Below are 25,838 nucleotides of genomic sequence, written 5' to 3'. Positions count from 1 at the left end.
AGGCCGCAACGGCGTGACGACGACACCCACCAGCAACCACACCAACCAGGGGACTGACCCAGAGACCGGCAAGAGCGGCAAGGTCGGCATTGACCAGGAGCTCTTCCGTGAGACTGTCGGCCGTTATGCCTCGGGTATCACGATCATCACCAGCCACGACAGCCAAGGCCCGATCGGATTCACCTGCCAGTCGTTCTACAGCGTTTCGGTCGAACCGCCCCTGGTGTCCTTCAGCGTCATGAAGACCAGCACCACCTACCCGCGGATCCGCGAGACCGGGACGTTCGCGGTGAACGTCCTCTCCCAAGCGCAGGAAGTGACATCCAGGCAGTTTGCCCGCCGCGGCGCAGACAAGTGGGCCGGGATCTCATGGAACCCGACCAACGACGGCAACCCGGTCCTCGACGGAAGCTTGGCATGGCTCGATTGCAGGATCCAGGCCGAACATGACGCCGCCGACCACATCATCGTGATCGGACACGTCGTCCAACTAGGAACAACCCATGACCAACGACTCAACCCACTCCTCTACTTCCAAGGCCAGTACAGGGCCCTAGACCAGCACCAGCGGCCACACGCTAGACCAGCGAGCATGCCGATTCCCGAGAACGATGCGATTACTCGTCTCAGCAGAGGATCCGCCTGCGGGCGGCCGGCTCCTGCTTCTCATCCGACTCGTGTCTCGAAACCTCTGTGTCTCGAAACGCATGAGATGCAAGACGGGGCGGGCCCCGTCTGCGACACCGAGCGATCACAGAACGCCGCCACGAAGCGCCAAACTCCACAGGCGCGGAGCGCCGCGCGGAAGGACGCGCGAGTACGCTGTCCGCCAGCAGGAGGGCGGACATCTTCACCGAACGGCGAGTGATTGCGCGCCCCGGCGGGCGCGACTAGCGTCGGGGCATGAGAGCGATCGTCTATGACCGCTACGGGTCGCCCGATGTGCTGCGGCTCGACGATATCGCCACGCCGACGCCGGGGAGAGGCCAGGTGCTCGTGCGGGTGATAGCGACCTCGGTCAATCTGAGCGATTGGGAGGGGCTGCACGGGTCGCCCGCCTATGCCCGATTCGGCGGCCTATTCAGGCCCGCCCGCCGCACGCTCGGTTCGGACATCGCGGGAGTGGTCCAGGCAGTGGGCGCAGGGGCCACGCTGTTCCGGCTCGGTGACGATGTCTACGGCGACAATCTCACTCTGAAAGGCGGCTTCGCGGAGTACGCCGTGGCGCCCGAGCACGCTCTCGCGCTCAAGCCGGCCGGACTGTCATTCGCCGAGGCGTCGACACTGCCGCAGTCGGGGGCGATCGCGGTGCAAGCAGTTGCGCGCGCGAAGCCCGGTGAGCGGATGCTGATCAACGGCGCCGGCGGAGGAACTGGGGCGTTCGCGCTCCAGCCCGCCGCTGCTTCCGGCATCCATGTCACCGGCGTGGACAACGCCGGCAAGCTCGACTTCATGCGATCCCTGGGGGCCGCCGAGGTCATCGATTATCGCGCCGACGACTTCACGCGCACCGGTCCGTACGACCTCATCATCGACCTCGTCGCCCGGCGGTCGGTGTTCGCGTATCGTCGTGCGCTCGCCCCCGGTGGCACCTACCTGATCGTCGGCGGGACGACGCGCGCCCTGCTGCGAGTGGTGACGGTAGGCGCACTGATCGGCACGATGACGGGTCGGCGTTTGGGGGTTCTCGCCGTCAAGCCGGGTCCGGCGCATTTCTCGCCTCTTGCCGACCGATGCATCGCGGGAGATGTCCGTATCCACATCGACCGCGTGTTCCCACTCGAACAGGTGCCCGAAGCGCTCACCTACGTCGGCGACGGCCACGCGCTCGGCAAAGTGGTGGTCGAGGCGCGGGCAGGTGCCGACTGAAGACCGCGCGAACCTACGAGAGGGTCAATCCCAACACCTCGAGGAGCAGGAAGGCCGCGGCGACGAACAGCAGAGTGTACACGAGGTCTTCGAACCAGTCGATGATGCCAGGGCCTTTTCAAAGTCGGGCGGGGTGAGGCCCTCCTGATTTGCCCGGCGTGGCTGCTTTTAATCACGGAGAACTCCTGTTAATCCGGTGTTTACCACAACGCCGATGACAGGAGTTCTCCGATGACATCTTCCCTCACGAACGTCCTCGAACGCCACCCGGACACGGGACAGGACTTCGGGCAGATCGATGTCGGCTCGCTGCGTGCAGCGTTGGAACAGGTCCCGGACCCGCGGGCCCGGCGCGGAGTGCGGTACCCGTTCGCCGATCTGCTGCTGGTCCTGGTCTGCGCCGTGTTCTCCGGCGCGAAAACGCTGACGATGATCGCCGAATGGGCCCGCCACGCGGCCGGTTCCGGGCAGCTGTTCCCCGCCGGGAAGGTCCCGTCCCTGGCCACCATCCATCGGATCGCCGCCGGCATCGATCCAAAGGCATTGGACACGGCCGTGAATGCGTGGACCAGGGCCCGTGCCCGGGCTCTCGCCCGCGGCAGACGGCCGGCGATCGCCGTGGACGGTAAGGAAGCCCGCGGCGCGAAGAACGGCGGCGGGACCCGGGTGTTCCTCATGGCCGCCCTCGACCACACCACCGGCACCGTGATCGGGCAGGAATCCATCGGCGAGAAGACCAACGAAATCCCCCAGTTCGGCGCGCTGATGGACCGTCTCGGCGACCTGTCCGGGGTGGTGGTCACCGCCGATGCGCTGCATACCCAGGCCGGGCACGCCGAAGACCTCCACGCCCGCGGAGCGCACTACGTTTTCACCGTCAAGACCAACCAGCCGAAGCTGCGCAAAAGAATCAGCTCCCAAACCTGGTCCACCCGAAAACCCGGCCACGTCCGCCGGGAGAAAGCGCACGGACGCACTACCGTCTGGTCCGCTACCGCCCAGAAAGCCCAGGCCTGGATCGATTTCCCGCACGCGGCCAGACCGTCCGCCTGACCCGGGACCGGCACGATCACGCCACCGGTGAGAAAACCCGCGAGCACGTTTTCGTCATCACCTCGCTGCTTCCCGGGCAGGCAACGGCGGCCGACATCGCCGGCTATGTCCGGGGCCGATGGGGCATCGAGAACCGCCTGCACTGGGTCCGGGACACCGCCTACGGCGAAGACGCCTCACAGATCAGGACCGGCAACGGCGCCCACGTAATGGCAAGCCTGCGGAACCTGGCCATCAGCATTCATCGCCTCGCCGGAGCCACCAACATCACCGCCGCTCTCCGTACCGCAATGCGCGACCCGAAAATCGCCCGCAAACTCACCGGACTTTGAAAAGGCCCTGCGATGATGCCGGGCTTGCGCTCGACCATGATCTTCGGGTTGTAGTAGAACACCGATACGAGGATCAGCAGGATCGAGAAGATCAGCCCGACCCACGCCGCAAAGGGGACGCCAGCGAACAGCAGGACGATCACGACCGTCGCGGCCACGTACAGCCACAGATCCTGGATATGGAATCGCGCCCCAACCCCGGCCCAGCGCTGCTGCAACACCACGACCGTCTCAGCCAGCGGGACGCATGGCGCCTGATCCATAGCCCTCGATTGGAAACCTTTGAGCCGCCCCGGGATGACTGTCCCAATAGCTGATCCCTTAGGGTGCTTCCGAACAGCTTCAAACGTCCGCTCCTGACGTCACGCAGACTTGAACCGCGAGGCTATTGACTCACGCATCCTCGCCACATCAACGTCGCCAGCTGTCTGCTCCATAAGCACCTTGGCTAGCCGCTTCGGCCAGAGCACGTGAACGCCACGAGTCGAGAACGCGCCCCCGATCAGGGGCCAGTCTGCTTCGATGAAGCACAGCGCCCCGGTGACCGGGACATCCCCGACGAGGTGGCGCACGACGTCCACCTGTTTGAGCACCCCATCGACCAGTTTCGTGCAGTCACGTCGGCCAACGAGGAGCTTCTCGACGCGTGGGCGAAGGATGCCGCCCTCGATCTTCAGTTCAGGACGTCCCTTATACCGCTTGGCATCGATCACCCAGATTCCACCGGGAGTGATGGCGATGTGATCGATGTTGGCCTTCGAGCCGGGGATGCGCCGGTCGTGGAGGACAGCCAGGCCATCGGCGGCCAGGGCATTTAACCGGGAGCCGAGGCGTTCCTCACCGATCGCGCCTCGATCCCAGGACCTGGTGTGCGGCCGCTCGTCAGAGAGGGCGACTGCGAGGCCACCGAAGCGACCCCACTTCTCGCGGAGCTTTTCCTCGTCCTTCGCTTTGCGGCGCTCATATTCGCGCCGGGCGGACGACCCGGCTACTCCCGGCTCGGTGGACAACGACTCATCACAAGGTGGTTCCACGTCGGGGGACATGGTTTCCGTAGCCTCGGTGGCACACTCCAAGCAGCGGATGGTCTTCGTCTCGCTCTCATAGATCGCGTCTGTCCCGGCCGGAAGAGAGGCACCGCACAGCCGACATGCTCCGGCGTACCGGAGCCTCATCTGCTTCATGAGGATGCACTTTGGATCAAGGGACCGGACCCAGTCTGCTTGTAGATCACGGCGGAGGTCAGGCCGTGGATGCGCTTTGTCATGGTTCAATCCTCACCCACGGCAGGAACTTTTCCGGGGTGTGCCGCGCGTAGCGGCATCCAGAGACCTCGCGAACTGTTCCAGTGAAGATCCCAGTGCGGGGCAGCTAACCCTTCTCCTATCCGAATTAATGTGTCTCATAACCCAGGTGACCCGAATCGCTAGGGATACGAGACTGAGGGAGCAGCCCAGACCAGCTCGATGCGCTGATGAGTTCCTGGCCGCGTGGGGAACGTCGTTGACATCGAAGATTGGCGGGTACAGGTCCGGCCTATCTGCCCTCGAAAAGGGTTCCCATCCAGTAAGTTCAGGACTAGGGTCGTCTCGAAACGTACGAATTCGATCCATTCGAGGCATGTTCGTTTGGCGTCATCTCGGAGCCCGCTACACCGCATGACGCTTCTGTGCCCCGGACCGGTAAACGGTGAATCCCCCTTTGGCGGTAGGCAGAGGGCAGGAGGGCCGACAGCAACGATGTACATTTCGAGGTCGCCCCGTACCCTAACTATCTTCTGGGCTGGCTCGGCTTGTTAGGGGCCGCACTGTCGTTTTTCTTCCCTAGCCCTGCGATCGAGGCCATGCTAGGTTCAGCTTGATCAGGATGTCCTAACGCGGCCCCTCTCCCATCCGGCTCCTGGCGCAACTTCAGAAAGCAGGCAACGATGCCAACAGTAATAATCTCCCACGAGGTCGACGACGTTGAGCATTGGCTCAGCTCACCAAAACGGGAAGAAATCTTCGGGCCTGTGGGCATCACGGTTCGAACATTCATTGATCCGGCGAAGACCAATTGTGTTGGCCTGATCGTCGAAGTCCCCGACATGGATACATTTCAGCGAATGATGGAGTCCGAAGCGGCAGCCGATGCGATGAAATTCGACGGCGTCCGCCCGGAAACAATCCAGACGCTCGTCGAATCCTAGACTGCGCCGGACCGGCTAACGGGACGGTAAGCGGTCTCACCCCTTAGAAGGATCAGCTGAGGGTCAGCGAGGGTGACATTTAGCGCTACTAAAAAACCGCCATTTATCGCTGCAATTCGCATTCGAGCAACAGCCGGCGGCCCCACACTTATCGTCCCAGTAAACGATCCTTTGTTGAACCGACTCACCCGCGGGTCCCCGGCTGTTCGGGTCGATCGATCGCCGGGCGCGGCCTTTTCTTCCTGTCGCATCAATGCGTCTCATTTGCCTTTGTCGCAAGAAGAGGTGGGCCCTGCCTTTACTGCTACAGGTAATGGAGGTACCCCCGGACAGCGAGCAGAGGCATGGGCTGCTAGCATCTCTGGTTTCGTGCCAACGAGATCTCAGCTTGTTGCTGCCCGTTCAGTGCATGTTGGTGCCGGCGTTGCTAGTTGCGTCCTGTCCGTGGGGACATGGAAGCAGTCGTGTAGCAGTTCCACCATGGTTTCAGCGTCATTATCTGCCAGCCCGTCCAGGATCCTGCGATGGTCGCGGGCTACTTTGGCTTGAAGCAATGCGTTGTGTAGTGAACAGAGCCCGCCACAAAGTTAACATCACTCGGGTGACAGCGCCGCGAAGCAGAAAAGCCCTTCCAACGGATGAAAGTCAGGTTGTGAGGGGAGTATTGTGGCAAGCACGGCATCGCCAAGGTTGGCCGGGGGCGTTCGACTACTTCTTCCGGTGGAAGCTCACGACGCGCCTTAGCGAGCGCAAGGCAACGACGGAGGTCCAATTGGATCGTCGCAGAGTCGACTCTAGAGATTATTACGGCCAGGCGCGTCGACCACCTACGGTTGCCCCATGCCAATTCTGACGACCCACGACCTTGCTGCCGAATTGGCCCACTTGCTTGACGAGGTTGTCCAAGGTTGGTCCATTGAACGCACCGAAAACGCGCCGCCGAACGCAGAGCGCGTGGGCTTCGCCGAGGTGATAAATGGTCGTTACGAGGCATGGGTTGCTTCGACCGATCATCGTGAGAGAGTAACCATTGGTTTCCCGGCCGGTCGGCTGGCTTCGCCGAATGAAATCCGTCTGATCAAGAGAGTTTTGTCGGTTTTCCGATCGGACCTACAGGTTGTAGGCGATGTGTCGGTGGCACAGGATCTATGGAGTGCATTGGCAGCGACTCAGTTCTTGCGGGCGGCGGCTCGCTTGTCGCCGTTCCCGACCACACCACTTCTCCGATGGATCAGGATCTTCGAGGCGGCTGCGCGCCAAACCTACGAAGGTTCCCGGTTCACGGGCAACGTCGTGCTGGTCAAGCATTTGCCCACGTTCACGAAACGCGCGAATGCCCGATTCCATCCGTTTCATCAGCCTCTTCCGTTCGAGCAAGCGCTTCTCAGAGAGAGATGGTTGAAACCATTCTTACAAAATGGCAAATTTGCACTTGTCGCCGGTGGTCAAAGCGGTGCTGCCCAGGGCTTCGTTGACACTTCCGTGGAATGGGCAGATTCCGAGGTCCTGGCTCCGGCGGAGGGTTTGAAAGGTTTGTACGGATTTCTCCGGACGGGCACGTCGATCCTCTCTGCGTCGCCGTCCGGGGACATCCACTTCGCACTCTCGGCAGGAGTGACCTTCATCAACTCTCAGGGCAGCTGGCTGTATCAGGACTGGGACGTGCTGAGGCGCTTACTGGAAGCCCGTCTCAGCCCTGATGTTGCCGAACACGCGCTACGGCTTGTGGCGGGATGCAGATACGAGCGTCACGGGTCGCTCTATGTGTTCCTGGACGCCGACGTAGATCCGTCCGAGATCGTTCCTGACCATGCGAACCCGGATCGAGCTGCGCACACCCTCCGGTCGTCCGTGTCGGGCGGGACCCTCGGCGATCCGACATCCATCAGGGTTCTGCAAGCGGCCTCCGGTATTGATGGTGCCGTTCTTTTGGATGATCACGGTAGGATCATCGACGTCGCAAGCATGATTACGGTACCCAGCCCTGCAGCTCTTGCTGCGGCGGGGCGTCAGGATCTCGAGTGGTTTCCCGGCGCAAGGAGCACCGCGGCGTGGAACGCGAGCATTTGCGGCCTGGCAATCAAGGTTTCTGACGACGGCCCGGTCGATGTCTACGAGCATGGCCGACACGTCTTTCACTCAGGCTGACTAAAGAGGGCGATTACCGACGCGCCGTGATCCCCAAGGCGGTCGGCGCCGTAGCGCACCCGTCGTACGCCGTCGGCGCCCGCCACATCATGCACCATAGGGACGGTGGTCTGCAATCCTCGTCCGCAGCCAAGTCTTGGCTTTGCCCCTGCCCGGTGCAAAGGCCGCCTCAAGTGTCCGGGTTCAGTGGTGGTGTGTTGTCCTCCCTTATATAGGGAGACAAGGTGGGCTTCCTGGCTTTTGGAGAGTTTGGGCTGTTTGCCGCGCAGCCGGCCTTTGGCGTTGGCAACCTGCATGCCTTCGCGGGTGCGGGCGCGGATGAGGTCGGATATCAATTTGGCGACGTGACGGAGCCGATCCGCCGGTGGATGAACGCAATGGTTGGCGCCGGCCGGGGCAGCGCGAGGCCTTCGATCGCGCCAACGATTTCAGGCGGGAGCGAACGGCTCCCGCGGTCTGAGCGGCGCCGTCGGCCCAGAGCCGCGACCGACCCGCCGGCGTGGAAGCCGGCCGTCCACCGTTACAGCGTGCGGAGGGGGTACTTCCACCGGGACAGATCCGCCGCCGCGGCGTGGGGTTGTCCCGCATGGGATTAGCTAGCGGGAGATGGAAGAGTTTCTGGTCAGTCCGTCTTGTCCAGGAGAAGACGCACAGGCCATGATGAGGGACCGAAAGAAAGACAGGTTCTAGTGAATGCATCTGTTAACAGGACGCTCGACATCATTTGCATTGTCCTCGCGTTTCTTGCCCTAGTCGGACTGGCCTTGGTTTGGTGGGGAGGATCTTTTCAAGCGACGCTTGTCGGGATCCTAATTTTCATAGCCCTAGTCAGCACGGGGATTCTATTGCTTCGTAGAGGCTCGCGGTCGCCATCAGGTAAAGGCGACCTTTACCAGTAATTTTCCTGAGCGTCGCATAGACCCGTCGACTGATGGCCACCCCATGAGTCGATCCCCTAGAACGACACCATTTCAGCGTTAGAATCGCACGGCCGCAGGACTAGGTTTCGAGTGGAGCTGGGGGCGTCAGGCCGGCGAAGGGTGCCAGCCGCTTCTTGAACTCTTCCCGGTTTTCCTCGCGCAGGAGGCCGTTCGCACCGTAGCTGAGGCTGAGAGTGTCGAATTGCCAGCCCGATTCCTCGAGTGGTTCGAGCCGTTCCCTGAAGCTGCCGTTTGTGTCCTTGGAGAGGTCTTGGAATGTGAACATGAGCCACTGGCCGGCGGGACCGTGGACTGACCCGGAGACGATCACTTGAGTTTCCGGGACTGTCCCGCCCAGATCACGGATGCGGTCTTCCTCTGTCCATTCGTCAAGGCGTTCAAGCTCAGGCGCACTGTAGCCATATTGGCCGGTGACCTCGCCGATGATCTTGATCGCCCGCTCTTTATCGGCCCAGGACCGCGGCACACTGGTGCTTTGGGAAGTTGGCGCATTGACGACGGTGAGAAGCGACTCTCCGCCGAAGTAGTTCTGGACCCGATCGATAAACGGCTCGGCGTCGTCGTGCGCATCCGGCGGAGGTGCCCACTCCAGTTTCAGTTCCTTGGTCAGCGCTGTCCGGATCTCCGCGACCATCGCCTGGCCTTTCTCATACCCCACTTCGGGAGTGGGGCCCTGCATGACCTCCTCGGGATCCAGGCCGGCGATTCCCGGATAGTCCCGCCAGTACACCGTGCGCTCTCTTCCGCCGGCGTCCTCAACCACTGTGACCCGGCCAACGGATTGGCCGATCATGAACTGCCCGATTATGACGGCAGGCACCGCAATCAGAACTCCAACGAGGATAGAAATCGCGGCAATCCACCGCCGTCTTCGACGCGGCTGACTGGCGCTTTTGCGGTTCATGCGCCCAGCCTACGGGACACCAGACGGCACCAGAACCCAGATATCTCTGACGAGGTCTTCACTGGCTCCGGACCTGCTGCAACGGGCGCAGCCCGAATGGTGGTTTGCTTCAGGCCATGGCGCTACGTTAGCCGATCCCCAAAAGACTTCTAATAAGCGCTATGGCCCGAGATCTTTGGTTCGAGCCCTTTCCCAGAACAATTCGATCCAATGGGTGGAGGGACAGGAGCAATCGCGCCAGAAGCCCCGATGCCATAAATAAGTTCCCGGACTACAGGAGCTCACTATGAAAAGATTTCCCCCGCGTGAGGTACTTCTAGCACTTACCGTGGTCTTGACCGGTTGTGGTGATCCCTCAGGCCAGGCTGTACAGAACACAGCTGTCATCACTGGTCCAGAGGAAGAAATGCTTCTGGTTAATCCGGACAGCGGCGTCGAGAACTTTGAGATGGAAGCAGGGTTCGATGGGACCTTGCTCCTGAGCGACGAGAACTGCGTCATTGGCAGGACGGTCGAGGGGCGTGACATGGCACTCGTGTTTCCTGCTGGTACAAGTTTCCAAGGGGGCAACCCGCTGACTGTGGAAGTGGAAGGACGATCAATCGAGGTCGGGATACCCATGTCCGCCACGCTGGGCGGAGGTGTGATTTCGCAAGGGCAGCTCGGAAAACTCTTAGAGGAGGCGCCAGAACAATGCCGTCGCGAGGAAACCTTCTACGTGCAAACCGTTTCTACACGCTGATTCGAGAGTGACCTGCAAGAGGAAAGCAGCGCAATGACGGTTTCTAGTTCGTCCGTCGCGCACTCACTCACACCGACTCCTGCGAAAAATATCCGGATGCGTGCCGCGCCACAGTGGGCCTGTCCCGCAAATCTCCGATGGCGGATGCTGCTCCGGGTTCTGGCTCAGGTCCCACAATTTGTCGAAGGGCGCCCAAACGAAAATTTCGATGTATATCGGTTGACGGGACGAGGCGACGGCCAAACTCCGCTTATGGGAGCACCCAACCGGAATTAACAGTCAGTCAAAGACGCTAGTCCTGCCAATTCAGGGTGTATTTGTTCGGGTCCTAGAGCCTTCCTCGGAATGCGTCCGGCGATCGAAAACAAGTGTGGTCACGAGCACGATAGCCGTGACCACGGCGGTGTAACCATAGTCAGAATCGCAACTTTCGGCGGCTGGGTGAATGCCAGAACCGCCATACCAACGATGAAAACCGCATTGACCACGAGCAGTCCGAGCAGCACCTTCCGCAGTTGGGCGGCCCTTCTATCGAAGTTCGCTTCTGCCTGGGCACTCCGGTGTCCAACTAACCGCGCCAGGACCATTGCCGGTCCCAGGGCTACCATGCAGACAAACGGCATAGTTCTGGTTAGAGGTCCGATTAGATCCGGTTGCGCGAATGCGAGAACAGTCATCACCAGCATGATGAAGATGGCGGGCAGGAGAATGGCGGCTCGCACTTTCAGGCTCGGATTCATCACGTCCCCTTATCCGTGTAAAGGGAACGATACCGGCAAGCTGCAGGTTTGCCCAGGAGGGTGTCAGCTGTAAGTAGCCCGGGCTCGCTGACTCAAAGATGGACCCGTAAGGGGTGTTCCACATAGGCGATCCAAAAGGTCCCGCAAGAGGGTGCTCCACCGGGCAAACCCATCGCTGACCAGCAGTCTCGAAGTAGCTGCTTGTACGCCGTCCCATATAGATGGACCGGTGAACCGGCCGGTCAGGGGGACATATGTGACACACTCATTGGCATGACTGAATTACTTCACGGAACGGATCTATGTCGATCACGGACTCACCGGAACCAATAGAAATCGGCCAGGGCTGCGCGAGGCAATGGCGGCCTGCCGTGCTGGCGACACTTTGATCGTGACCAAGCTGGACCGTTTGGCCCGGTCCGTTCGAGACACCCATGACATTGCAGACGATCTGGCAAGTCGGGAAATCAAACTGAACATCGGGGGCTCAGTCCACGATCCGACCGACCCAATGGGCAAGCTTCTATTCAACGTCCTGGCAATGATCGCGGAGTTCGAAACCGACCTCATTCGTTCTCGAACCCGCGAGGGCATGAAAATCGCCAAGGCCAAAGGCCGCCTGCGCGGCGAGCAACCGAAACTGACGCCCAAGCAGGAAGCTCATCTTTACAAGCTGCACATCGCCGGCGAACATACCATGTATGAACTGGCCGAGCTGTTCTCCGTTGGCCGATCCACTGTCTACCGTGCCATCGAAAGAGTAAAACGAAAGACCCCTGACGCGGACGGCGCTTGACGCTGGGCAGGCGACATCTGACGATGAAGGCACCGCAGCTCTACGGCGGTGCCTTCATTGTGAACGGGTCGTCCTGAGGTAAAACAGGCCTTAGAAGTCCCAGTCCTCGTCTTCAGTATTGACGGCCTTGCCGATCACGTAGGACGAACCGGAGCCGGAGAAGAAGTCGTGGTTCTCGTCCGCGTTCGGGGACAGTGCCGACAGGATGGCCGGGTTCACGTCCGTCAGGGACGAGGGGAACATGGCCTCATAGCCCAGGTTCATCAGCGCCTTGTTGGCGTTGTAGTGCAGGAACTTCTTCACGTCCTCCGCCAGGCCCACGCCGTCGTAAAGATCGTGGGTGTACTGCACTTCGTTTTCGTACAACTCATAGAGCAGGTCGAAGGTGTAGTCCTTCAGTTCCTGCCGCCTGGCCTCGTCCACCTTCTCCAGCCCCTTTTGGAACTTGTAGCCGATGTAGTAGCCGTGCACGGCCTCGTCGCGGATGATCAGGCGGATCAGGTCGGCGGTGTTGGTCAGCTTGGCCCGGGAAGACCAGTACATCGGCAGGTAGAAGCCGGAGTAGAACAGGAAGGACTCGAGCAGGGTGCTGGCGACCTTGCGCTTGAGCGGGTCATCGCCGGTGTAGTAGTCCACGATGATCTGCGCCTTCTTCTGCAGATTCTCGTTCTCGTTGGACCAGCGGAAGGCCTCGTCGATCTCCTTGGTGGAGCACAGCGTGGAGAAGATCGAGGAGTAGCTCTTGGCATGCACCGACTCCATGAACGCGATGTTGGTGTACACCGCCTCTTCATGCTGGGTGATGGCATCCGGAATCAGGCTGACGGCGCCGACAGTGCCCTGCACCGTGTCCAGCAGAGTCAGGCCGGTGAAGACCCGCATGGTCATTTCCTGCTCGGCCGGGGTCAGCGTGGCCCACGACTGCACGTCGTTGGACAGCGGCACCTTCTCCGGCAGCCAGAAGTTGTTGACCAGGCGGTTCCAGACCTCCACGTCCTTCTCGTCCTGGATGCGGTTCCAGTTGATGGCCTCAACGTGGTGGAGCAGCTTGACCTTCTCCGTCATTTCTAACCCTCGGATTCCTTTGGTGTTTACTTCAAGTCTAGTTCGCGCGGTGTGGCGCTTAAGCGCCGAAGCCGCGCCCTTTAGGGAAAGGGTGCCGCTCGGTGGGCGTACGACGGCGGGCGCGCACCCGCCGTCGTACTTTTCAGTTGCTTTGGGCTACTACAGCATGCAGCTGACGCAGCCCTCCACCTCCGTGCCTTCCAGCGCGAGCTGGCGAAGGCGGATGTAGTAGATGGTCTTGATGCCCTTGCGCCACGCGTAGATCTGGGACTTGTTGATGTCCCGGGTGGTGGCGGTGTCCTTGAAGAACAGCGTCAGGGACAGGCCCTGGTCCACGTGCTGCGTTGCAACGGCGTAGGTGTCGATGATCTTCTCGTAGCCGATTTCGTAGGCGTCCTGGTAGTAGTCCAGGTTGTCGTTGGTCAGGTAAGGAGCCGGGTAGTAGACGCGGCCGATCTTGCCTTCCTTGCGGATCTCGATCTTGGACGCCACCGGGTGGATCGAGGAGGTGGAGTTGTTGATGTAGGAGATCGAGCCCGTCGGCGGGACAGCCTGCAGGTTCTGGTTGTAGATCCCGTGCTCCATGACCGAGGCCTTCAGCTCCCGCCAGTCCTCCTGGGTGGGAATGTGGATGCCGTCGAAGAGCGCCCTGACCTTCTCGGTCTCCGGCTCCCAGATCTGGTCCGTGTACTTGTCGAAGAACTCGCCGCTGGCGTACTTCGACTTCTCGAACCCGCCGAAGGTCCGGCCGGTTTCCATGGCGATCCGGTTGGACGCACGGATGGCGTGGTAGACCACCGAGTAGAAGTAGATGTTGGTGAAGTCCAGGCCTTCCTCGGAACCGTAGTGGACCCGCTCCCGCGCCAGGTAACCGTGCAGGTTCATCTGGCCCAGGCCGATGGCGTGCGACTGGTCATTGCCCTTGGCGATCGACGGCACGGAGCCGATGTTGGACATGTCCGATACCGCGGTCAGGGTCCGGATGGCCGTCTCGATCGTCCGGCCAAAGTCCGGCGAGTCCATGGTCTTGGCGATGTTCAGCGAGCCCAGGTTGCAGGAAATATCCTTGCCGGTCTCGTCGTAGGACAGGTCGTCATGGTACGTGGTCGGCTGCGAAACCTGCAGGATCTCCGAGCAGAGGTTGGACATGATGATCTTGCCGTCGATCGGGTTGGCCCGGTTCACCGTGTCCTCGAACATGATGTACGGGTACCCGGATTCGAACTGGATCTCCGCCAGGGTCTGGAAGAAATCGCGTGCCTTGATCTTGGTCTTCTTGATCCGGCTGTCATCCACCATCTCGTAGTACTTCTCGGTCACCGAGATGTCCGAGAAGGGCATGCCGTAGACCTTCTCCACGTCATACGGGGAGAAGAGGTACATGTCCTCGCCCTTCTTGGCGAGTTCGAAGGTGATATCCGGGATTACGACGCCGAGCGAGAGGGTCTTGATCCGGACCTTCTCATCCGCGTTTTCGCGCTTGGTATCGAGGAACCGGTAGATGTCCGGGTGGTGCGCGTGCAGGTAGACGGCACCGGCGCCCTGGCGCGCACCGAGCTGGTTGGCGTAGGAGAAGCTGTCTTCGAGCAGCTTCATCACGGGGATGACGCCGGAGGACTGGTTCTCGATCTGCTTGATCGGTGCGCCGACCTCGCGGATGTTGGTCAGGGCAAAGGCGACGCCGCCGCCGCGCTTGGACAGCTGCAGGGCGGAGTTGATGGAGCGGCCGATGGACTCCATGTTGTCTTCGATGCGCAGCAGGAAGCAGGAGACCAGCTCGCCGCGCTGCTTCTTGCCGGCGTTGAGGAAGGTTGGCGTGGCCGGCTGGAAACGGCCCTCGATGATTTCGTCCATCATCTGCATGGCCAGCTGCTCGTCGCCCCGGGCGAGGTGGAGGGCCACCATGCAGACGCGGTCTTCGTAGCGCTCCAGGAAACGCTTGCCGTCAAACGTCTTCAGTGTGTAGGAAGTGTAGAACTTGAAGGCGCCCAGGAAGGTTTCAAAGCGGAACTTCTTCTTGTACGCGCGGTCCCACAGGCCGCGCATGAAGTTCATGGTGTACTGGTCAAGCGTTTCACGCTCGTAGTAGTCATTCTTGACCAGATAGTCCAGCTTCTCCTCAAGGTCGTGGAAGAAGACGGTGTTGTTGTTGACATGCTGGAGGAAGTACTGGTGTGCCGCCTCCCGGTCCGCGTCGAACTGGATCTTGCCGTCCGGACCGTACAGATTCAGCATGGCGTTGAGCTCGTGGTATCCCAGGCCCTTGTAGGCCTCGGGCAGCTCCGGCTTCGAATCCGCTACTGCTTCAACTGTCGTTTCCAAAACTCTTCCAATCCTTGTTTGACACGGGCGACGTCGTCCGCCGTGCCCATGAGCTCGAACCTATATAGGTGTGGCACTTCGCACTTGGCCGCAATCTTGTCAGCGGCCAGGCAATAGGTAGTGCCGAAGTTTGTGTTCCCGGCGCCGATAACGCCCCTGAGCAGTGATCTGTTTTCCTCGTTCTTGAGGAACTTAAGCACTTGCTTCGGAATCGAATTGCGGCCTGATTCCCCACCATAGGTGGGCAGGATCAGAACGTAGGGTTTCCGGGCATAAATTGTTTCGTCCTGGGTGCGCAGCGGGATTCGTGCCGCTTCCATACCCAACTTCCTGACAAACCGGTGCGTATTTTCCGATGCCGAGGAGAAGTAGACCAGCGACGCGCTGGTCGATGAACCGGGGCCTGCTCCGGAGCCGTACGTTGTGGCTCCTTCGGCCATCAGCGTAGCTGCCATGGAGAGCGCCTCCCGACTTTGTTGGAAATCAGGCCACCGAGGAGGTAGCCGCTGACTGGGCGAGTTCGGCGATCTTGTCCGGACGGAACCCGGACCAGTGGTCCTGCTCGGTGACGACAACGGGCGCCTGCATGTAACCGAGCGAGCGAACGCGCTCAAGCGCAGCCGGATCCTGGGAGAGATCAACGCTCTGGTAGGTGATGCCCTTCTTATCCAGAGCACGGTAGGTTGCGTTGCACTGCACGCATGCTGGCTTCGTGTAAACGGTTACAGTCATGGTCCCTCTCCCTAAAACTTTGGTGACTATTAGTCGCTGTCTCTCGGGGTTCAAGTTGGTCTTTCAGATGATCCTGAGTCTGTCCCTGCCAGCGGTTTCAATCTACTACATCCACTACATCTAGTGCACGCTTCTGGGGCGGACCCCTAGATGATGTATTACAAGTATGTCATTTGTGCGTCCGTCAGTCCACAGGCATTGGGGATAATTCCTGCTCCCCGCCCTTGATTTCGCGCAGTTTTCACTCCCCCGTCCACAAGCTGTGGACAACGATCCCCACAGGCACAAATACTTCGTGTCGCCGATTCTCCGGGCGTGTCGAATAGCGTCGGCCGTCACCTTGGCCAGTGGTCGGTTACACAGATTTGCCCGGTGGAAGCTGCTCCCACTGCAATTTGTTGCCTCCGCCGACACCGGCTCTGCAGGTTCAACTGTCCTGCTCCCGTGTCCTGCCCCCACCGGTGCATAAGATGCCATTAATACAACATTCGCCGAGCGTGAGGAATTCCGATGGTCAACCCCGTCCATTTGCGCACACTGCTGGAGGTGACCCGGCGTGGCTCTTTCGCTGCCGCCGCCGTGCAGCTCGGCTACACGGCCTCCGCCGTCTCGCAGCAGATGTCCGCTTTGGAGCGGGAGGCCGGGGTGACCCTTTTTGAGCGTTCAGCACGAAGTGTCCGCCCTACCGAGACCGCATTCGTCATGGCCCGCCATGCGGCAAAGGTCCTGACCGACATCGACGCCCTCCTGGCGGCAACCTCGCGCACCCATGACACCACAGCCCAGGAAGTCCGACTGGGGATCTTTCCAAGTCTGGCCACGTATGCGTTGCCAAGACTGCTCCGCCTGCCGCAGTGGCCAAATCTGGGCATCAATCTGAAAGTTTTCGTGGCGGAACCGGCCCAGACCATCCAGGGCCTGCGCACCGGCGGCGAACTGGATCTGGCGTTGGTGTACCAGGTAGGCCAAGGCGGGCTGGCCTGGCCGCATTCGGTCAACAGGCAATGGCTGGGCGACGATAATTTCCGCGTGGTCCTGCCGGAATCGTGGGGGCTGCAGACCGGCTCCCAGGTCTCAGCGTCGCAGCTGGCGGAAATGCCGTGGATCATGCATCACCCAGGCACCGCCGATGCCACTGTAATCGAGCGGCTCTTCGCCAGCTGCAACCTCCACCCGCGGGTAGTCGCCTATTGCGACGACTTCAACGCCAGCCTCGAAATGGCAGCCGCCGGTTTCGGCGCGGCCTTGGTGCCGGAGCTGGCCATGCAGCACATGGACAACGGTGTGGTGGTCCTGGATGTGCCGGAAATCCGCCTCGCCCGGAACATTTTTGCCCTGCTCATCAATGAAAAGCAGAATGCCCAGGTCGGCCTGTTCATGGAACAGCTCTCCGACATCCTCCGCGGCCTGAGCATCAGCCCGCGGCGCCGCTGATCAAATCCTGGGCCGCCAGGGAAAAACGCGATGTCCCGGCAGGCAGCAGCCGGCCGGGACATCGCGTTTTGAATGTGTTGAAAGTGCTATCCGGCCAGGCTATCCACCAGTGACGCCCGCACTCTCCGGGCGGCCTGGACGAGGTTCTCCAGGGAAGCTTTGGTTTCCGGGTAGGCGCGGGTCTTCAGACCGCAGTCCGGGTTGACCCACAGCTGCCGTACCGGCACATGTGCGACGGCGGCAGCCAGCAGCTCCTCAAGCTCGCCCGCCGAGGGGATGCGCGGCGAGTGGATGTCGTAGATCCCCGGTCCCACGCCTCTGGCAAAGCCGTACTGCTCCAGGTCCTTGACTACCTCCATCCGGGATCTGGCCGCCTCGATGCTTGTCACGTCCGCGTCCAAGGCATCGATGGCGTCGATGATCTCACCGAATTCGGAATAGCACAGATGCGTATGGATCTGCGTGGCGGCGGCGACGCCGGAAGTGGCGAGCCTGAAGGAGTCAACGGACCAGCGCAGGTAGTCCACGTGGTCGCGCCGGCGCAACGGCAGCAGTTCCCGCAACGCAGGCTCATCGACCTGGATGATCTTGGTGCCGGCTTCCTGCAGGTCCGAAATTTCGTCCCGCAATGCCAGTGCCACCTGGTTGGCGGTCTCCTGCAGCGGCTGGTCGTCCCGGACAAAGGACCAGGCCAGGATGGTCACCGGTCCGGTCAGCATTCCCTTCACCGGCTTCTGCGTCAGCGACTGCGCATAGCGTGTCCACGGAACCGTGATCGGTGCCGGCCGGCTGACGTCGCCCCAGAGAATGGAGGGGCGGGTGCAGCGGCTACCGTAGGACTGGACCCAGCCGTGCACCGTGACGTCGAAGCCGTCCAGGTTCTCGGCAAAATACTGCACCATGTCGTTGCGCTCGGGTTCTCCGTGCACCAGCACATCGAGACCCAGTTCCTCCTGGAGTTCGATGACGCGCTTGATCTCGTCCTTCATGAGCTGCTCGTAGGCACCGGCCCCCAGTTCGCCTTTGAGCGCGCGGGCACGGGCCAGCCGGATGTCGCGGGTCTGCGGGAAGGAGCCGATGGTGGTCGTGGGCAGCGCGGGCAGCCGGAGTACGTCCTGCTGCGCGATCTGCCGGCTCTCGAAGTCACCGCGGGTGAAGTCGGCCGGGGCTAGTCCCCCGGTCCGGGCGCGCACTGCGCTTTGCTGTACGCCCGGAGACTGTCGGCGGGTTTCCAGGACGGCAGCAGCGGCGGCCACTTCTGCGGCAATCGCTTCCGGCTTGCCTATCGCACGGGCCAGGGTGCGGACCTCGCCCACCTTCTGGTCGGCGAAGGCGAGCCAGCTGCGCAGGACCGGGTCCAGTTGCTGCTCCTGCTCTGCATCATGCGGAACATGAAAGAGCGAGGTCGACGTCGCAACGGCAAGCCGGGAGACGGACTGCTCCAAACGTCCCAGCTTGTCTGCTGCGGCGGCCAAATCTGCCTTCCAGATGTTCTCTCCGTCCACCAGGCCTGCGACCAGCACAGTGCTCCCCAGGGCCTCCAGCTCCGCCGCGGCGGGGACGGCGCCGTTGACGAGGTCCAGGTGGAGGGCATCGACGCCGGAGGCTGCCAGCGCGGGCAGCAGCCCGTCCAGCGAGCCGTAGGACGATGTCACCAGCAGGCGCGGCCGCTGCGGCACCTGAAGTTCCGTGGCCAGCGCGGTGTAGGCCAACCGAACCGCCTCCGCCAGTTCCCCTTCGGACAAGTCCTGGTCGGCCACTAGCGCCGGCTCCTCGAGCTGGACCCACTCGACCCCGGCCGCCGCCAGGGCGCGAAGGACCTCGGCGTAGACCGGCAGCACGTCGGCCAGACGCGACAGCGGCTCGAAGCCCGCGCCGGCGTCGTCTGCCGCTTTGCTCAGGAGCAGGAAGCTGACCGGACCCACGAGCACCGGCCTGGTGGTGAAACCTGCCTGACGTGCCGCCGTGAAGTTCTCCACGATCCATTCATTGGCGATCCGGAATACCGTCTCCGGGCCCAGTTCGGGGACCAGGTAGTGGTAGTTGGTGTCGAACCATTTGGTCATCTCCAACGGAGCGCGGTCGGCGTCGCCGCGGGCGAGCGTGAAGTAGGCGTCGAGTCCCAGCTTGCCCTCGCCGTCGAACAGGTCGGCGAAGCGGACCGGCACCGCGCCCAGCGTCACGGCGGTGTCCAGGACCTGGTCGTAGTAGGAGAACGACGCCGGGACCGCCGACGCGTGGGCGTCCAGACCGAGTTCGGCCAAGTGCGCGTAGCTGCGGTGGCGCAGGTCTTGGCAGGTTTGCTCCAGCTCGGCGGCAGTGCTGGCGCCGGACCAGAAGTTCTCCAGGGCTTTCTTCAGCTCCCGGCGGGGGCCGATTCGAGGGTAGCCAAGGATGGTGGCAGCGGGGAAAGTATTGTCAGTCATGGGATAAGTCCTTAATTCTGGTGTAGCGCAGAAGATGAGTTCCGGCGGTGGCCCTTAGGGCGACGTCGTGGGTGAGTTTTTACGCCCGGGCCAGCACCTTGTGGCGAACCGGGGCAGCCGGTCGGGGCAGCTGCAGTTTCTCCAGCAGCTGCAGGGCGGACACATGCTCGTTGAAGGTATAGACGTGCAGTCCGGGAGCCCCGGCGTCCAAAGCGGCGTTGGCAAGGTCGACGGTGGCCTGGATCCCGATGCGCTGACGCGTAGAGTCATCACCGGCGCTGGCCAGCCGGTCGCGGACGGCAAAATCCACGTCGATGCCGGCCAGCTGGGCAAGCCTGTCGAGCCGGCGCACGCTGGTCAGCGGCATGATCCCGGGAATGATCGGGATGCGGACTCCAGCCTGCCGTGCACGGCGCAGCAGCGACGAATAATCGTTGGCGTCAAAGAAGATCTGCGTGATCGCGAAGTCCGCGCCCGAGGCCTGCTTGGCCAGCAGCACTTCGACGTCGTGCTCGAAGCTGGGCGATTCGGGATGGCGGCTGGAGTAGGCAGCTACACCGATGGCCACTTTCCCGGCCGCCAGGTGGGCGGTCCGTCGGCGTTCAATCCGCCGGATCAGTTCGACCAGCTGCTGCGCGTACCGCAGTTCTCCCGAGGGGCGGCCCGAGCTGCCGGCAGGGGCATCGCCGCGCAGCGCCAGGATCCCTCTGACTCCCCTGCCGAGAATTGCCTCGATGGTCCGGGCCAGCTCCAGCCCGCTGCTCCCGACACAGGTCAGGTGGGCCAGCGGCCGCAGCCGGGTTTCGTTCTGAAGGCGTTCGAGCAGCTCCAGGGCCGTCCCCTGATTGGAGCCTCCGGCACCGTAGGTGACCGAAACATAGTCCGGGGCAGTGCCTTCCAGTTCGCGGATGGTCCGCCAGAGCGCTTCGTTTGCCTGCGCATTCCTGGGCGGAAAGAGCTCATAGGACAGGGCTGGATGGTTGGTGATTTCCGCATCAAAATGCGGAACCGTCGGGGTTGGCGGTGACATTTGTATCCTTACGGTGAGGTCACACGCGGCTGCGGAGAATCCAGGGCGGAAGAACCGCCGCTGGCAAGGCAGCACACGTGATAGTTCGGAAAGGAGCTCAGGAGCCTGCCTGCGTTGCATGCGGCCGCACGCAACGGAGACTCCTGTGCCAAATGTCAGACCCACACCCGGGGCACCCACACCCTCATCGAGAGGGTCGCTGACCTGTTACGGAAGTAACTTGCCCAGAACTCTACGCACGGGCAGGAGTGCGGACAAGCAAACGGCCTATGGTGACGGCACGTTTCCGTTCTTGACGGCGCCCGGGGCGTATGTGACGGGCGAAGCGTCATCCCGGACGGATTATGAAGCGCGTAGGCAGGGCCCGATACGCGCGAAGAAAAAATGCGGGGAAAAGAAAAGAGCCGCTCAGTCTGAGCGGCTCTTTTCATCGGTGGAGCTGAGGGGACTCGAACCCCTGACCCCCTGCATGCCATGCAGGTGCGCTACCAGCTGCGCCACAGCCCCGTTTCCGGTTTCTACCGTGTTACCCTGCCCGGTTCGTTCCCTCCCCGTGCCGCAGCAACTTGAATATTCTATGCAGAGGATCCATCAGATTCCAAATCGAGTCCGCTTCAGACCCATTTCCCGCAAAAACCGCGTCGTTCCGCGGCTTACGGCTCTCATCGAGCACGGAACCGCAGCGACAACGTGAGAGTTTGATCTAAATCACATCACTGTTATTCGCCGGGCCGCAGTCGGGGCGGCATGTCCCACCGCACGGGCGTGCAAATGCAAAATCCCCGGCACACCAATAAAGGTATCCGGGGATTCAGCTCAAAACCTGAAGCTTCGAGCGTTACTCAATCACTCGCCGTCGGACGCTGTTGCCGGCGCCTCGTCGAGCTGCAGGTCAATCGGCGGGCAGTCCTTCCACAGGCGCTCCAAGGCGTAGAAGACCCTGTCTTCCTCGTGCTGGACGTGGATGACAACCGAGGCGTAGTCGAGCAGCACCCAGCGTCCTTCGGACCGGCCTTCGCGACGGACCGGTTTCAGATCACGCTTGTGCAGCTCTTCTTCGATGCCGTCGACGATCGCGTTGACCTGACGTTCGTTAGTAGCCGAAGCAATCACAAAAACGTCCGTGATCGCCAGACGCTCGCTGACGTCGAGGGCGATGATGTCCTGGCCGATCTTGTCGGAGGCAGCCTTGGCAGCCATCCGCGCAATGGAAATCGAATCTTCTGAGGCTGCCATAGGGCTCCTTTTTGGTGAGGTAGTTGTGGAACTAATTGCTGAGACCGACGATCATCATAATCAGTCCGGTAATAAAGGCTGCTCCGCCGAGCACCAGAGCGGCGATGACAGCAACTCTGGCACTGTTGGCCTGGCCAGCGGTCCGTGCGTCCAGCGGGTCCAGTCCATGAGCGCTCCTGGCGCTGAGGGGTTCCACTTTCCTGCCGCGACCATCGGCGACGGCTTCGGCCTGGGCCAGGAGCCTGGACCTGGCCGGCGCTGATGAGATGGACGGCCTCGTCCCCGGAGTCACGGGCCTGGGAACGCGCGTTGCCGGCTTTGGTCCCGGCGCTGCCGGCGCGGGCCTCGACTTGGCGGAGACCTCCGATGCAGGGCTCGTGTTGCGCACGGCCTTTTCTACCGAGGCAAGCCTGTCTGTCGGCGCAGAGTTGTCAACCGGCGTCGGCTTTTCCGCCGGCGCAGCCTTCCGTTGCGGCACCTGCGACCCCTTTGGGGCCAGCGGCTGGGCGGCTGCAGCAGGCCGTACGGGGACGGTTGCCCCTGCTTCCACGGCCCGTTCCGGCGCATTGCTCACCAGCGGCACATTGGACGTCGGGGACGGACGCAGTACGTGTTTATCACTGCCCGGCAGACGCACGAATTCCATCGGGGCCGATGCGATGTCTCCCGGTCCCGCAGTCTGCCGCCGCTGCTGGTTCTCCTGGCTCAACCGTTGCTTGTCCGCGGCCCGGCGGTTCAGCACCGCCGCACGCTCGGCCAAGGCCTTCTGCTGGGCGAGGATTTCCAGATCAACCGTCCGGGGGTCCTGGTCCTTGCGCGCCTCCATCATCGCGGCCAGGTTCTTGGCCTGGCCCATCAGCAGTTCCTTGGCCACCAGAGCCTGCTCGACGGTCATCTTTCCAGCGTCGACGGCTTCAGCGGCGGCGTCCGGCAGAGCAGCCTCATCAGTTGTTGGGGATTCGGCTACCCCAGTCGCTGGGGCGGTGCTACGGCGGCGGCGCTCCCGGCGGCCGCCCTCGATGGGAGGCCGGTTGGGACGGTACTGCGCATCGGTCTGCGGTGCTTGAAGGGGACGATCCTTTGCCGGCGCCTCCCCCGCTACTGCGGATACCGGCTTGACGGGCCGGTTCATGGGGGCGGCTACCGGCGGACGGGGCGACCCCTCGGTCTGCGGGCCTTGTTCCCGCGCCAGTTGCTGCCGCCTCAGTTGGCGCCGGGTGGGTTGTGCCTGCGCGGCAGGAACAACGGGTATCGCCTCCGTCAGGGCACGGTAGGCCCGGTGCGCTTCACGATCCCGGGCGCGCGCTTGGGAAGACCGCTCGGTACCTTCGGACGTGCCCGACGGCGTCGTCATAGCGCCCGCAGCTCCTGGTGGCGTACCACCGGCGTCCGGGTTCCCGCCGGGTCCGCGCTGCAGCCGGGCTTCTCTCCGGCTGCGCGGCGTCTGCGATTCCTTACTCATTGATAATTTTTCACCCAGAATGTGGAGGTATGTACGGCTAGTTTGTTGCGGGGAACCGATCCGCCGGTTCCAGTGCCCGGTAGAGACCGTATTTGGCAATGTACTGTACTACGCCGTCCGGAACGAGGTACCAGACGGGTTGGTCTTCGGCCACCCGGTCCCGGCAGTCGGTCGAGGAGATGGCCATGGCCGGGACCTCGAGGAGGCTGACGTCCTTACGCCCCAGATCGTGCAGCACGTGGCCCGGACGCGTGACTCCGACGAAGTGCGCCAGTGACCACAGTTCGTCGATGTCCTTCCACGACATGATCTGGGCCAGCGCGTCCGCACCGGTGATGAAGTACAGCTCAGCTTCCGGCCGGGCGGCCCGCAGATCACGCAGCGTATCGATCGTGTACGTCAATCCTGGACGGTCGATGTCCACCCTGCTCACCGTGAACCGCGGGTTCGAAGCGGTGGCAATCACTGTCATCAGGTAACGATGCTCCGCGGGTGAAACAGTCCGGGACGATTTTTGCCAAGGATGGCCCGTGGGGACAAAGACTACTTCGTCCAGATCGAAAACCGCGGCCACCTCACTGGCCGCGACCAAGTGTCCGTGGTGGATCGGATCGAACGTGCCGCCCATGACCCCCAGCCGGAATTTGCGGCCGGAGGCTGTGCTGCCAGGCAGCGTAGCCGCTGTTCCGGTTGAGGGGAAAGCCATAGGCACTTTAGTGCTGGGCTTGGCCGTGATCGTGCTTGTTCGGGTGCTGGCGGTGCGGATCCGCATGTTCCTCGACGGCGGAGTGGCGGTGGCCGACACTGGTAAAGGCGATGGTGGAGAACATCATGATCAGGAAGACCACGAAGATTCCGCCGCCGATGACGACCGGCGACACCGGAAGTTCAACGTGGGCCTCGCTGGCCACCAGCGCGGCGCCGAATACCTGAGTCAGCATATTTTCTCCCTTGGGAATGGTGGACCGCCTGGGCAGGCGGAAGTTCAGTTCTGTCTAATGGTACGCGTTCGCGCGGCGGAACACCCACCGGCACGCGTCGGAGCGGCGGGGCGGGGCGGGGCGGGTAGCCGCCCGGTGTTTAGTCCCGGACCTGGCCTTCGCCCTGCACAATCCACTTTGTGGTGGTCAATTCCCGCAGGCCCATGGGACCACGGGCATGCATCTTCTGGGTGGAGATGCCGACCTCGGCGCCCAAGCCCAGCTCGCCGCCGTCGGTAAACCGGGTGGAGGCGTTGACGATAACCGCAGCGGAATCAATCTCTGCAACGAAACGGTCGGCGTTACCAAGATCATTGGTGATGATGGCCTCGGTGTGTCCGGTGGTCCACCTGCGGATGTGATCGAGCGCGTCGTCCATCGAGTCAACCATGGCGACGGCGAGGTCCAGATCCATGTATTCACGGCCCCAGTCTTCATCCGTTGCCCGCTCGACTTGGATTCCGGCCGGCACGATCGCGGCTACGCGGTCATCGACATGGAGCCGGACGCCGGCCCCGGCGAGCGAGCGGAGCACGTCCGCCCCCGCGCCAGCACCCGAGTGCAGGAGCAAGGTCTCTACGGTATTGCATACGGATGGCCGCTGGGTCTTGGCATTAAGCAGGATCTCCACGGCCATTTGGGTGTCTGCGGATTCATCCACGTAGATGTGCACGTTGCCTTCGCCGGTTTCGATCACGGGCACCTTGGCCGTGTTCAGCACGGTCTGGATCAGGTCGCGGCCGCCGCGCGGAATGAGTACATCCACCTTGCCGCGGGCCTGCATCAGCGCGTTCGCACCCTCGCGGCCGTATTCATCGACGCTCAGCACCGCGTCCGAGGGCAGGCCCACCCTGTCCAGCGAATCCCGGATGATCCCCAGCAAGGCCACGTTCGTCTCGGCGGCCGCACTACCGCCGCGCAGGATTGCGGCGTTGCCGCTCTTGAGTGCCAGACCGGCGATGTCCACGGTGACATTGGGACGCGCCTCGTAAATGGCGGCAATCACGCCCATGGGTACATGGACCTGCCGCAGCCGCAGTCCATTCGGCAGCGTCTGCCCACGCATCACGGTACCGACGGGATCGGGCAGGCCGGCCAGGCTGTGCAGTGCCGCCGCAAGGGAGTCTATGCGGGCAGGATCCAGCTTCAGGCGGTCCAGCATCGCCTTGCTGGTCCCGTTCTCCCGGCCTTTCTCCACATCCAGCCGGTTCGCATGCAGCACAACGTCGCGCTTGGCGACCAGCTGCTCGGCGATCTCCACCAGCGCCCGGTCCTTCCAGGCGCGGTTGGCGCGGGCCATCCGCCGTGAAGCGGTGCGGGAGCGTTCGGCAATACTATGGACGGCAGCAGTGACATCCGGCTGCTCTGCAGCGGACTGCTCGGTAACGGCCGGGGTCTGGGAGGCAGCTGTCTGGGTCATAGTCCGATTTTAGCCGTT

23 protein-coding genes, 1 tRNA gene and 2 pseudogenes are annotated in these 25,838 nt (G+C 62.2%); 9 read left to right on the top strand and 17 right to left on the bottom strand.

The window, feature by feature from the left end; all coding sequences use genetic code 11:
• Positions 1-13 precede the first annotated feature (13 nt).
• The 4 genes from B0G38_RS05365 to B0G38_RS23310 all read left to right on the top strand — a co-directional run bounded on the left by B0G38_RS05365 (position 14) and on the right by B0G38_RS23310 (position 3,254).
• A complete protein-coding gene (locus B0G38_RS05365) occupies positions 14-868 on the top strand; it encodes a flavin reductase family protein (RefSeq protein WP_264668476.1) in 855 nt (284 codons plus the stop codon).
• Positions 869-903: 35 nt separating this feature from the next.
• Positions 904-1,869, top strand: coding sequence for an NAD(P)-dependent alcohol dehydrogenase (locus tag B0G38_RS05360; RefSeq protein ID WP_264668475.1), 966 nt, complete (start codon positions 904-906; stop codon positions 1,867-1,869).
• A gap of 231 nt (positions 1,870-2,100) precedes the next feature.
• The gene (locus B0G38_RS05355) at positions 2,101-2,922 is read left to right on the top strand and encodes an ISAs1 family transposase (RefSeq protein WP_264668474.1); all 822 of its coding nucleotides are present in this window, start codon (positions 2,101-2,103) and stop codon (positions 2,920-2,922) included.
• Entirely contained in the window at positions 2,853-3,254 is a 402-nt protein-coding gene (locus tag B0G38_RS23310; protein ID WP_413542036.1) for a transposase, read from the top strand. The genes B0G38_RS05355 and B0G38_RS23310 overlap by 70 nt, the downstream gene beginning before the upstream one ends.
• On the opposite strand, the gene B0G38_RS05350 is transcribed toward B0G38_RS23310, so the two are convergent.
• Together B0G38_RS05350 and B0G38_RS05345 are read right to left on the bottom strand one after the other, a co-directional pair.
• Positions 3,164-3,517, bottom strand: a complete 354-nt coding sequence (locus tag B0G38_RS05350; RefSeq protein WP_264668473.1) for a hypothetical protein — start codon at positions 3,515-3,517, stop codon at positions 3,164-3,166. The genes B0G38_RS23310 and B0G38_RS05350 overlap by 91 nt on opposite strands.
• Positions 3,518-3,616: 99 nt before the next feature.
• On the bottom strand, positions 3,617-4,429 hold the full coding sequence (locus tag B0G38_RS05345; RefSeq protein WP_413542035.1) for a nuclease-related domain-containing protein: 813 nt from the start codon (positions 4,427-4,429) through the stop codon (positions 3,617-3,619).
• A gap of 752 nt (positions 4,430-5,181) precedes the next feature.
• Between B0G38_RS05345 and B0G38_RS05340 the strand changes: the two genes are divergently transcribed.
• Both B0G38_RS05340 and B0G38_RS05335 read left to right on the top strand, forming a co-directional pair.
• Entirely contained in the window at positions 5,182-5,442 is a 261-nt protein-coding gene (locus B0G38_RS05340; RefSeq protein WP_264668471.1) for a hypothetical protein, read from the top strand.
• Between the two features lie 840 nt (positions 5,443-6,282).
• A complete protein-coding gene (locus tag B0G38_RS05335) occupies positions 6,283-7,590 on the top strand; it encodes a hypothetical protein (protein ID WP_264668470.1) in 1,308 nt (435 codons plus the stop codon).
• A 182-nt stretch (positions 7,591-7,772) separates the two neighbouring features.
• Here the strand turns inward: B0G38_RS05335 and B0G38_RS23305 are convergent.
• Positions 7,773-7,934: pseudogene (locus B0G38_RS23305) on the bottom strand (recombinase family protein); the annotation flags it as partial.
• Between the two features lie 655 nt (positions 7,935-8,589).
• Positions 8,590-9,351 carry a hypothetical protein gene (locus B0G38_RS05325; RefSeq protein ID WP_264668469.1) on the bottom strand — a complete coding sequence of 254 codons (762 nt, stop codon included), beginning with the start codon at positions 9,349-9,351 and terminating at the stop codon, positions 8,590-8,592.
• A 370-nt stretch (positions 9,352-9,721) separates the two neighbouring features.
• Between B0G38_RS05325 and B0G38_RS05320 the strand changes: the two genes are divergently transcribed.
• A complete protein-coding gene (locus tag B0G38_RS05320; protein WP_264668468.1) occupies positions 9,722-10,177 on the top strand; it encodes a hypothetical protein in 456 nt (151 codons plus the stop codon).
• Positions 10,178-10,551: 374 nt separating this feature from the next.
• Here B0G38_RS05320 and B0G38_RS05315 read toward each other — a convergent pair whose 3' ends face one another.
• Positions 10,552-10,920: a hypothetical protein gene (locus B0G38_RS05315; RefSeq protein WP_264668467.1), complete on the bottom strand. Its 369-nt coding sequence runs from the start codon at positions 10,918-10,920 to the stop codon at positions 10,552-10,554.
• A 289-nt stretch (positions 10,921-11,209) separates the two neighbouring features.
• Between B0G38_RS05315 and B0G38_RS05310 the strand changes: the two are divergent.
• Positions 11,210-11,713, top strand: a pseudogene (locus tag B0G38_RS05310) (recombinase family protein); the annotation flags it as partial.
• A gap of 90 nt (positions 11,714-11,803) precedes the next feature.
• On the opposite strand, the gene nrdF reads toward B0G38_RS05310, so the two are convergent.
• The 4 genes from nrdF to nrdH all read right to left on the bottom strand — a co-directional run bounded on the left by nrdF (position 11,804) and on the right by nrdH (position 15,832).
• A complete protein-coding gene (gene nrdF, locus B0G38_RS05305; RefSeq protein ID WP_264668466.1) occupies positions 11,804-12,778 on the bottom strand; it encodes a class 1b ribonucleoside-diphosphate reductase subunit beta in 975 nt (324 codons plus the stop codon).
• Positions 12,779-12,937: 159 nt separating this feature from the next.
• The gene (gene nrdE, locus B0G38_RS05300) at positions 12,938-15,058 is read right to left on the bottom strand and encodes a class 1b ribonucleoside-diphosphate reductase subunit alpha (protein WP_264668562.1); all 2,121 of its coding nucleotides are present in this window, start codon (positions 15,056-15,058) and stop codon (positions 12,938-12,940) included.
• A gap of 17 nt (positions 15,059-15,075) precedes the next feature.
• Complete coding sequence (nrdI, locus tag B0G38_RS05295; protein WP_413542029.1) at positions 15,076-15,555, bottom strand: class Ib ribonucleoside-diphosphate reductase assembly flavoprotein NrdI; 480 nt, start codon at positions 15,553-15,555, stop codon at positions 15,076-15,078.
• Between the two features lie 28 nt (positions 15,556-15,583).
• Positions 15,584-15,832 carry a glutaredoxin-like protein NrdH gene (gene nrdH / locus B0G38_RS05290; protein ID WP_264668465.1) on the bottom strand — a complete coding sequence of 83 codons (249 nt, stop codon included), beginning with the start codon at positions 15,830-15,832 and terminating at the stop codon, positions 15,584-15,586.
• A 510-nt stretch (positions 15,833-16,342) separates the two neighbouring features.
• On the opposite strand from nrdH, the gene B0G38_RS05285 reads away from it, so the two are divergent.
• The gene (locus tag B0G38_RS05285) at positions 16,343-17,266 is read left to right on the top strand and encodes a LysR family transcriptional regulator (protein ID WP_264668464.1); all 924 of its coding nucleotides are present in this window, start codon (positions 16,343-16,345) and stop codon (positions 17,264-17,266) included.
• An 86-nt stretch (positions 17,267-17,352) separates the two neighbouring features.
• Here the strand turns inward: B0G38_RS05285 and metE are convergent, their stop codons facing one another.
• The 8 genes from metE to B0G38_RS05245 all read right to left on the bottom strand — a co-directional run bounded on the left by metE (position 17,353) and on the right by B0G38_RS05245 (position 25,820).
• Entirely contained in the window at positions 17,353-19,692 is a 2,340-nt protein-coding gene (metE, locus tag B0G38_RS05280; RefSeq protein WP_264668463.1) for a 5-methyltetrahydropteroyltriglutamate--homocysteine S-methyltransferase, read from the bottom strand.
• A gap of 79 nt (positions 19,693-19,771) precedes the next feature.
• Positions 19,772-20,722 carry a methylenetetrahydrofolate reductase gene (locus B0G38_RS05275; RefSeq protein WP_264668462.1) on the bottom strand — a complete coding sequence of 317 codons (951 nt, stop codon included), beginning with the start codon at positions 20,720-20,722 and terminating at the stop codon, positions 19,772-19,774.
• Between the two features lie 434 nt (positions 20,723-21,156).
• Positions 21,157-21,229, bottom strand: a tRNA-Ala gene (locus B0G38_RS05270).
• Positions 21,230-21,568: 339 nt separating this feature from the next.
• Positions 21,569-21,958 carry a ribosome silencing factor gene (gene rsfS / locus B0G38_RS05265; RefSeq protein ID WP_264668461.1) on the bottom strand — a complete coding sequence of 130 codons (390 nt, stop codon included), beginning with the start codon at positions 21,956-21,958 and terminating at the stop codon, positions 21,569-21,571.
• A gap of 31 nt (positions 21,959-21,989) precedes the next feature.
• A complete protein-coding gene (locus B0G38_RS05260) occupies positions 21,990-23,420 on the bottom strand; it encodes a hypothetical protein (RefSeq protein WP_264668460.1) in 1,431 nt (476 codons plus the stop codon).
• 37 nt (positions 23,421-23,457) lie between these two features.
• A complete protein-coding gene (gene nadD / locus B0G38_RS05255) occupies positions 23,458-24,126 on the bottom strand; it encodes a nicotinate-nucleotide adenylyltransferase (RefSeq protein WP_264668459.1) in 669 nt (222 codons plus the stop codon).
• A 7-nt stretch (positions 24,127-24,133) separates the two neighbouring features.
• Positions 24,134-24,361 carry a hypothetical protein gene (locus B0G38_RS05250; protein WP_264668458.1) on the bottom strand — a complete coding sequence of 76 codons (228 nt, stop codon included), beginning with the start codon at positions 24,359-24,361 and terminating at the stop codon, positions 24,134-24,136.
• A gap of 139 nt (positions 24,362-24,500) precedes the next feature.
• On the bottom strand, positions 24,501-25,820 hold the full coding sequence (locus B0G38_RS05245; RefSeq protein WP_264668457.1) for a glutamate-5-semialdehyde dehydrogenase: 1,320 nt from the start codon (positions 25,818-25,820) through the stop codon (positions 24,501-24,503).
• Positions 25,821-25,838 lie beyond the last annotated feature (18 nt).

It is taken from the genome of Crystallibacter permensis (assembly GCF_025960875.1).
Taxonomy (GTDB): domain Bacteria; phylum Actinomycetota; class Actinomycetes; order Actinomycetales; family Micrococcaceae; genus Crystallibacter; species Crystallibacter permensis.
Note: the sequence above shows the minus strand (reverse complement) of the source record. Positions and strands in the feature narration are given on the sequence as shown.